Source organism: Actinosynnema sp. (assembly GCF_052038725.1).
On sequence record NZ_JBQGCX010000533.1, the window covers coordinates 1 to 2,688 of the forward strand.

Here is a 2,688-nt window from a genome sequence, read left to right on the forward strand (position 1 = left end):
TGAGCACCGGAGGACCGCCGTTCCCGCTCGCGCGAGCGGGAACGGCGGTCACCGTCAGCCCTTCTCGCCGCGGCTCGCCCCGCGCCCCCCGGCGCCACGCCGCTCGCCGCGCTCCACCTCGGCGTCGACCGCCACCGGCAGGGCCTCGCCGGTCGCCGCGTCCGTGCGCAGCGACTCCACCAGCGCCTCGCGCTCGGGCGAGGGCTGCGGTCGCAGGAAGCCGATCACCAGGTACAGCACCAGGGACAGCACGAGCGGCCAGGAGACGATCACGCCCTGGGTGACCCACTCGGCCTTCTCGAACTGCTGCTGCCAGTACAGGAACGCCCACGCGCCGAGGCCGCCGATCACGGACGCCTTCGCCGCGAGCGGCCCGATCCTGCGGAACGGCGGCAGCAGCCCCAGCATCAGCGGGATCGCGATCGGGCCCATCGTCGCCGCCACCAGCGCGATCACGATCTTGAGCACGAACCCCTTGGTGTCGGCGGTCAGCGCGATCGTCATGGAGAACCCGATGAACAGGAACGTGGTGAGCCGGGCCAGCTTCAGCTGCGCGTCGGCGGAGAGCCCGGTGGCCCGCTTCCACAGCCTGGGCAGCATGTCGCGGGTGATGACGGCGGCGATCACGTTGGCGTCCGAGGACACCATCGCCATGGTGTGCGAGAAGAACCCGGCGAGCACCAGGCCGACCATGCCCGCGGGGAGCATCGCCTTGCCCATCTCGACGTAGGCCTGCTCGGCGTTGGCCTCCATGCCCGGCACGATCAGCGGCGCGGCCCACATCGGCAGGAACAGCACCAGCGGCCACACCAGCCACAGGACGGCGGACAGCAGGGCGGAGCGGCGGGCGGCGGCCCCGGACGGCGCGGCCATGTAGCGCTGCGCCAGGTTCCACATGCCGCCGTTGTACTCCAGCGTCTTGATCAGGAAGAGCGCCATGAAGAACACCAGGGTGTAGGGCCCGGTCAGCGGCTCGCTGTGCGAGGCGGGCAGCCGGTCCCACATGGTCCAGACGAAGTCGATCCCGCCGAAGTGGGCGGCGACCGCGATGAACATGGCGATGCCCGCCAGGCCCTGGATGACGAACTGGCCGAAGTCGGTGAGCGCGTCGGCCCACAGGCCGCCGAGCACCGAGTAGACCATGGTGACCACGCCGACGATCAGGATGCCGACCCACACGTCGACGCCCGCGAAGCCCTGGAGCAGCACGGCGACCGCGACCCACTTGGCGGCGATGTCGACGACCTTCAGGGCGGCGCCCGCCCAGGCCATGATCTGCTGGGTCGGCACGTCGTACCGGATGGCCAGGTACTCCAGCGGCGACTTCACGCCGTGCTTGGAGCGCAGGCGGTTCCAGGCGGGCGCCCACAGGAAGGCGCCGATGCCCACGCCCACGCCGATGGTCAGCGCCCACCAGATGTAGACGGTCAGCCCGAGCCGGTACGCCTCGGCGGCGAAGGCCACGAACATGACCGCGCTGTACCCGGACATGTGGTGCGAGATCCCGGAGAGCCACCAGGGCATCCGGCCGCCCGCGGTGAAGAAGTCGGCGATGGTGCTGATCCGCCCGCGCGACCAGACGCCGATCCCCACCATGACGAAGAAGTACCCGCCGACCACGACCCAGTCGAGGGTGTCCATCTGTCCTCCCTGCGTGCGCTGTTGCCCGCGCGTGGGCAGCTCGGCTCGGGCGGCGGTTCCGGGCGGCTCCCACGCGGACGTGTGACGTAGGTCTTACGGAGGTGTTGCCGTGTGCGGTAGCCCACACCGGTCAAATGACTCACAGTTGTGATCCTTGTTCACATGCTTGATCAGCGATCACGCAGAGTGAGTAAATCTTTCTTCGGGGAAACCGCGTCATATCGCGGGGTCCGCTGCGTCACAGGTCCATGGGAACCGGTGTCAACGGGCGCCCGCTGTCCGCGGCGGGCGCTGCTCGACTTGCCTCAGGGCCGGGGGTCGCGCTCGTCGACCCCGTGCCACTGCTCCGCGAGGGCCTGGCGGCGGTGGTCCGCCGGACTCCGGGGCTGAACTGGCTCGGCTCGACGGGGCACCTCAACTCCGCGGTGCGGCTGCACGAGCGGCTGCGGCCGGACGTGCTGCTGGTCGACTCGGTGCTCGACCCGCAGGGCCACCTGGCCTCGCTGCTGGTCGCGAGCGATCCGCAGTTGGCGGTGGTGGCGCTGGTGCGCGAGCCGCACCGCACCCCGAAGTACGTGCGCGGCGCGCTCGCCGCGGGGGTGCGGGGCCTGGTGCCGCGCACCGCCGAGCCCGCCGAGGTGGTGGAGGCGATCCTGCGCGCGCACCGGGAGCGGGTGCACCTCGACCCGACGCTGGCCCCGCTGGCGGCGGGGTTCAGCCCCGGCGCGGACTCGGGGACCAGGCGGGCGCTGTCGCGGCGGGAGTACGAGGTGCTCCAGCTGATCGCGGACGGCCTGGAGAACCAGTCGGTGGCGGACGCGCTGTACGTGTCGGTGGAGACGGTGCGCACGCACGTGAAGAACATCCTGCGGAAGCTGCGGGCGCGGGACCGGACGCACGCGGTGTCGCTGGCCTACCAGGCGGGGCTGCTCAGCGGTCGGCTGGCGCCCTAGGCCGGGACCTCCGCGGTCGGCCGGGGGAGCGCCCCGGCGTGGGGCCGCGCCCCCTAGCGGGGGCCGGGCCCCGCCCGGCCCCGGGGGCGCCCCC

General features: G+C 72.1%; 2 protein-coding genes. One reads left to right on the forward strand and one right to left on the reverse strand.

Annotation, left to right across the window (positions count from 1 at the left end; genetic code table 11):
- Positions 1-54: 54 nt before the first annotated feature.
- A complete protein-coding gene (locus ACTUAL_RS10745) occupies positions 55-1,641 on the reverse strand; it encodes a sodium:solute symporter family protein (RefSeq protein ID WP_096497422.1) in 1,587 nt (528 codons plus the stop codon).
- Between the two features lie 335 nt (positions 1,642-1,976).
- Between ACTUAL_RS10745 and ACTUAL_RS10750 the strand changes: the two genes are divergently transcribed.
- Complete coding sequence (locus ACTUAL_RS10750; protein ID WP_245554570.1) at positions 1,977-2,594, forward strand: response regulator transcription factor; 618 nt, start codon at positions 1,977-1,979, stop codon at positions 2,592-2,594.
- The last annotated feature ends 94 nt before the right edge of the window (positions 2,595-2,688 follow it).

What these genes read in the sequence shown, in the direction of transcription:
- ACTUAL_RS10745 (WP_096497422.1), bottom strand. Translation starts at nt 1,641, where the DNA reads ATGGACACCCTCGACTGGGTCGTGGTCGGCGGGTACTTCTTCGTCATG.